Here is a 5573-nt window from a genome sequence, read left to right as displayed (position 1 = left end):
AAAATGGCCACCAGCTGCATCTAAACGATCCAATAACGCCGTAAATTTGGCAGCGTTAACTTGCTGGTGGTCATCAAAAAATGTGCCGTCCAAATCGACGGCGATTAATTTTGGTAATGTCATAAGATACCCCTCCGTACTGCCAGTTTCGCATACAAATCTGACAGATGCTAGTAATATCTTAGAATCCTTCGCGACGTAATAATTTCCCCGCGCGATCATAAACTAAAAAGGCATAACCTTGGGCGCTATCTTGGTTGTTACTGATTTTCTGGAAGCCAATCTTAATTTCTTTATCTGTATTACGACCACCCTTAGGTCCCACAAAGCGGTAACGGTCTGACGTCACAGTTTGACGGGCCTCACGTGTTGCCAACGCTACCGCATCCGCGTAGCTCTGATCAGCGTCAGTTGGCTTAGCATCATTCGTCGCCGTGGCTGTTGTCACCGACGTTGCTGATGAAGCCGATACGTCATCGGCTTGACTACTCGTTGATTGTGACGAGGCAATCGATTGACTACTGCTTGGTAATTTAGCTGCTGACAGGCTTGCCGCCACATGCTTCGTCGTTGTTGATTCATGCTTAGTGCCCTTCGCAACACCCAGCATCGCGACAACTAGCACTGCGATTGTCGCAATTCCCAGCATGACCGTATTTTTCGTTATTTTCATATCTCTTATTAACCCACGTTTTTCAATCCTTATAACCACATCGTGTAGTCATAATCGTCATGCAATTCAGATAATTCACCTAGAAAGAATTCCTTCGTGTACGGAATAGTAAACATAACTTCCCCACGTTTCGGACTAGCAATTAAGCCAAAATTCAAAAGCGCCTCGCGTGCCTGACTGAGTGCTGACGTTGTTTTTCCCATACTCTCGGCAATTGCACTTGTCGTTGCAATATCGCCATCACCCATCAATTTTGCCATGGTTTGTGCATATAGCAACCTTTGTGCTGACAATTCATGCAAAATTAACCGGTGAACATTGCTGAACATCATATCCTTCGCATAATTCTCAACGGCACTAATTGCCTCATCATCAATCACTTTTACACCTAAATCCCACAATTTAGCACCAAATAATTGAATCAAATATGGATAGCCCCGGGTTTCTTTCGCCAAGTACAACGCATGTTGTTGCGACAGCGTTATCCCGTTTTTCTGCAACTCAGTGATGTACGTTGCGGCAATTTCTTTAGGGGTCGATACGGGTCGTAATTTATATTGCTGTGACCGACGTAAAAATGTCACCGCTTTATTATTCAATAGGTCGTCCATATAGAATGACAATCCCGCCATAACCAGCATGACGTTATAGCCATCTCGAACCCAAAGTTGATACGCCTTAGCAAATTCGATCAACGTCTCGACATTAGTCTGTACTTCATCAATCGTAAACACAATCAAACGATTGCCAACTGACAATTGCTGAATAATCGGGGTGGCTTTACCATAAAAAGTCGCCAACTTCTTGTCCTGGGTCCCCAGTTTAAGCACTCCCAGATCAACACTTAAATGGACGTCTAGTTCACTAATTGTCGCCAACTCCAATGCATCCAACATAGTATCTAGTAATTTATCATCCGCCGCGGTGTTCACAAAAACCGTGTTCTTAGGAAATTTAACTCGCATCTCTTCCATCGCAGCCGTTTTACCAGTTCCCCTTGCCCCAGTCAATAACGTGGTGCGCCAAGGGCTATTACTATTTTTGGCAGCATCTAATAAAGATCGCATTAACGTTTCCTGACCCAAAAACACATTAGGTAGTTTCCCAAAATTAGGTGAAAACGGATTTACTTTTGCCATATAAGTGGCCTCATTTCCGAATGTTTCCTCTATTATACCCCACGCCAATATATATAAGGACAAAAATTCATATTCGCATAAATATATATAGTTATATAACGAAAAACACCGTCTCTGCACACTGCTTGTGCGGAGGCGGTGTTTATATTATTGCTATGCTAGTGTCTTTTGTAGCCAATCAAACATGACGGTCAAACGAGTCTCGCGTAGGTTTGGTAAGCCATTTCGCGATACCCCATGCCAAGCTTGCGGGAACCGCACCATTTCAACCGGCGTATCTGTCAATGTTTTAATAGCTGTGTAATACATCTCGGTTTGTGCAATGGGCGTTCGGAGATCATACTCACCATGCAACATGAGCAGTGGCGTTTTCACTTGTGCGGCATACGTAATTGGTGAACGCTTAATCAATTCCTCACGACCAGCTGGCCTGTAAGGATTGGCGCCCATTTCGTCTTGCACAAAATTGTAGCCAATATCACTGGCACCGGTCAGGTGTAACCACTCGGTGACCGGCCGTTGTGAAATCGCCGCTTCGAATCGACTAGTGTGACCGATCGCCCAAGTGGTCATAAAGCCGCCATACGAACCACCGATAATGATTTGCTGACTGGCATCGATGTACTCACCAAAACGTTGCAATGCGACATCCAAGCCGGCAATCACATCACGGAAGTCTTGTTCGCCATAGTGGTTAACCACGGCGTTGATAAAGTCCTGGCCATACGTGGTTGAACCATGTGGGTTCGTGAACACCACGTTATACCCCGCTTCGGTAAAACGCTGGAATTCCCAGAAAAAGGCATCCCCATAAGCCCCATGCGGTCCGCCATGCACGTACAACACAACCGGTGCTGGACCCTCGCTTTGTGCTGCCAAGAACCAACCATCTACTGGCGAACCATCCTCGCTACTGAAGACATACTTTTCAGCCCGTGGGAATTGCAAGGTGGCATTGGCATCAAAAACAATTTGCGTGCCCTTCGTTGCTAAATCGAGCGCCAATAATTGACTGGGGTGCGCCGTATCTTGCTGTGCCAAAATGACGGTCCCTTTACCGATTGCAAAGTCCTGCAAGTATTGCGGTGTATCAAGCAACAACTGATTCGTTGTAGCTGACCCTTGATACACACGGGTGTGACCATGGAAGCCGGTTTCAAATAACCAAGTGTCATTATCCAGCCAACGGACATGTCGGGCCTGATTTTGCACCACGATATCTGAATTCGGCCCTGCTAACAATTCTTCTTGATCAAACGCAATAGTCGTTGCCTCACCATCAAAACGATACAAACTGGCAACCCGACGATTAGGATATTGGTCATCATTAGCGATGAACAACACCTGTCGCCCATCCGGCGCAATCGTCGCCTCGTGGACTTCCGCAACTTCCGTCGTCAGCGGTGTGATATCGCCGGTCTCCAGATCCAACCACCGCAAGGCTGAGCGTAACTCATCCGCATCCTCGGTAGTCGTTTGTGCAATCAACAATGCCTGTGTCGTCGTCGTGTCAGCCACTTGCACTGGCAAATCCGTCGTCAACAAACGGCGTGTCTCACCGGCAATCGTTGCCACATACACTTCGAAGTGACGTTGCTCATCAATAAAGCCACCCCCATCCGCCTTGTAACGACGCTTCGTGTAGTGGCGTACTTGTGGTCGATCACTCACCGTGTTAAATGCTTCTGCGTCTGAAACTAGGACGGCAAACACAATTTTAGTACCGTCCGGTGTGGGCGCAAAGCTCACAATTTTATGGCTTGTTTGCGTTAACTGGGTCACTTGACCATCGCCCGTGCGCCGATAAACTTGGCCCGCTTGTTGATAAAACAATGCGTGATCAGTAGCTGTTAACTGCGAAATATTTGTTGCCAACGTTGTGGCAGTTTGATTAACAATGCTAATCAAATCCGTCTGATAATCGTTCGCGATGTCATCTACATAGCTTTGCGCTGCGTATAATTGACCAGCCAGTAAAACCGGCTGTGATAGTGACCGAAGTGCCGTTAGTTGTGTTGCCCCCATTGTGATCCCCCCGTTAAATAACTTTACTTTGATGATGCCGTAGTAGCTGATGACGCGGTGTCGGCCGTGACGATCTTAGCCTTTGGGGCACCTTGCCAAGCGGCAATTTCTGTGCCGTTGTTGTGATCATTGATGTACTGACCAACTTCCTTCGTTTGGTAAGACTTTACCAACGCCTTGATGTACCACTTCTTCGCGTCATCGTGGCGCGCAGCAATAATGTTAACCCATTGATGTGATTGCTTGTTGTTCGCATTCCAAACATAAATAGCTGAGTTTGGGTTGCGCCCAGCTGCTTCTACGAAGGTTGCCGAAATGACCGACGCGTCGACCGACTTCAAACTAGCCAATGTTTGGTCAGCCGCCAATTCCTTAACGTGCAAATGCTTAGCACTTGAGACAATATCCTTAACTGTTGGGCTCGTTACGCCAGCCTTAATCTTAATCAAACCAGCTGCTTGCAACAAGAAAAGGGCACGTGCTTCGTTGGTTGGGTCATTGGCCACAGCGACGGTACCACCGTCTGGAATGTCTTTAACTGACTTATATTTGTCAGAGTACAAGCGACCTGGGCCAAGCACCGTTTCACCAACCGGTTGCAAATTAGACTTGTGCGCCTTGTTCCAATCAGCCAAGAATGCATAGTGTTGGAACGCATTGGCGTCGATGTTCCCCTGCTTCAAAGCGGCATTTGGCTGATTGAAATCAGTAAAGGTCACCAACTTGATCTTAATGCCGTGCTTTTCACCATTCTTCTCGACAATTTTCCAAACGGCTTGGTCTGTCTTTGATGGTGAATTGATTCCGACCTTCACCGTCTTAAGCTCCTTGTGGCTATTAGCTGAGGCCACGATTGTCGTTGCGGGTACCACCGCACCAGCGACTGCCAACGTCAAAACTGCACTTGTTACAAACTTACTCATAATAATAATCCCCATGATTTTTTAATAATATATTGGGATAACCAAGTTTGCTTATTTGGCCGAATAAACAAAAAGCCCGGGAACGCTATTGCTAGCATTCCCGGGACGAAATGACTCGTGTTACCACCCAGTTTCCTTATTTGATCACCCAAATAAGCTTGAGACGTACGCCTTGTGGCCGGACTAGTCAACGGCCGCCGGATATACGCTTGCGCTATAACGGGCGCACCCGGGTACCACTTACATCACTGCTCGCAGAACCACACAGACTCAGAGACCATTTTCACAACTTGCCAAACACTAGCTTTCACCAAACGCTAGCTCTCTGCGGATTTTTCCGTTGCTACTACATCTCGTCTTCGTCGATGTTGATTATATTATGCGCGTCCTTCTAATTTGTCAACAACTTTTGTCATTGAGTTTTAATCATCTGATAATCGCGACCACATTTCTTCGTGAGAATATGTTTTCTTGCCCGTTTCAATCCATGCTTGGTACGCAGCATCCGCCGACCGCACATCTGCCCAGTCTGCTAATTTTTGTCCATCATTATGCAAGCCTTCATACGCCATTACACCGACCTCTTTCTTAAACATATAATTAATTTAATTATAACAAAAACAAGTGTCTATACGACGTAGCTCATGTGATGACGTACCATTTATATTTTATTGGCAAACTGATGAAGTTACGTCATTAAACGGGTTGCGCCATAAACGCTTCAAGTTCAACTAGTGTTGGGTATCCGTCATTATCGCCGGCTGCCTGCACGGCCATTGCACCAACCGCATTGCCCCGCTGCACCGCATGGTA

Annotated in this window: 5 protein-coding genes and 1 other annotated feature; all 5 genes read right to left on the bottom strand. The window is 46.5% G+C overall.

Going from position 1 to position 5573, the window contains the following annotated elements; all coding sequences use genetic code 11:
- Window positions 1–181: 181 nt before the first annotated feature.
- The gene (locus tag WEIDD23_RS07855; protein WP_128735562.1) at window positions 182–673 is read right to left on the bottom strand and encodes a hypothetical protein; all 492 of its coding nucleotides are present in this window, start codon (window positions 671–673) and stop codon (window positions 182–184) included.
- Between the two features lie 29 nt (window positions 674–702).
- On the bottom strand, window positions 703–1812 hold the full coding sequence (locus WEIDD23_RS07850; RefSeq protein WP_010370937.1) for an ATP-binding protein: 1110 nt from the start codon (window positions 1810–1812) through the stop codon (window positions 703–705).
- A 153-nt stretch (window positions 1813–1965) separates the two neighbouring features.
- A complete protein-coding gene (locus tag WEIDD23_RS07845; RefSeq protein ID WP_010370940.1) occupies window positions 1966–3837 on the bottom strand; it encodes a S9 family peptidase in 1872 nt (623 codons plus the stop codon).
- Between the two features lie 23 nt (window positions 3838–3860).
- Window positions 3861–4760, bottom strand: coding sequence for a MetQ/NlpA family ABC transporter substrate-binding protein (locus WEIDD23_RS07840; protein WP_062358891.1), 900 nt, complete (start codon window positions 4758–4760; stop codon window positions 3861–3863).
- Window positions 4761–4858: 98 nt separating this feature from the next.
- Window positions 4859–5129 (bottom strand) — a binding site (T-box leader).
- 53 nt (window positions 5130–5182) lie between these two features.
- Complete coding sequence (locus tag WEIDD23_RS13130; RefSeq protein ID WP_010370945.1) at window positions 5183–5332, bottom strand: hypothetical protein; 150 nt, start codon at window positions 5330–5332, stop codon at window positions 5183–5185.
- Window positions 5333–5573 lie beyond the last annotated feature (241 nt).

Source organism: Weissella sp. DD23 (genome assembly GCF_001579105.1).
GTDB lineage: Bacteria > Bacillota > Bacilli > Lactobacillales > Lactobacillaceae > Weissella > Weissella cibaria.
This window is presented reverse-complemented; position numbering and strand designations above follow the sequence as displayed.

Excerpts from the sequence above, each read along its gene's own strand:
- WEIDD23_RS13130 (WP_010370945.1), bottom strand. The coding sequence starts at position 5,332 with ATGGCGTATGAAGGCTTGCATAATGATGGACAAAAATTAGCAGACTGG.
- WEIDD23_RS07855 (WP_128735562.1), bottom strand. The coding sequence starts at position 673 with ATGAAAATAACGAAAAATACGGTCATGCTGGGAATTGCGACAATCGCA.
- WEIDD23_RS07850 (WP_010370937.1), bottom strand. The coding sequence starts at position 1,812 with ATGGCAAAAGTAAATCCGTTTTCACCTAATTTTGGGAAACTACCTAAT.
- WEIDD23_RS07840 (WP_062358891.1), bottom strand. The coding sequence starts at position 4,760 with ATGAGTAAGTTTGTAACAAGTGCAGTTTTGACGTTGGCAGTCGCTGGT.
- WEIDD23_RS07845 (WP_010370940.1), bottom strand. The coding sequence starts at position 3,837 with ATGGGGGCAACACAACTAACGGCACTTCGGTCACTATCACAGCCGGTT.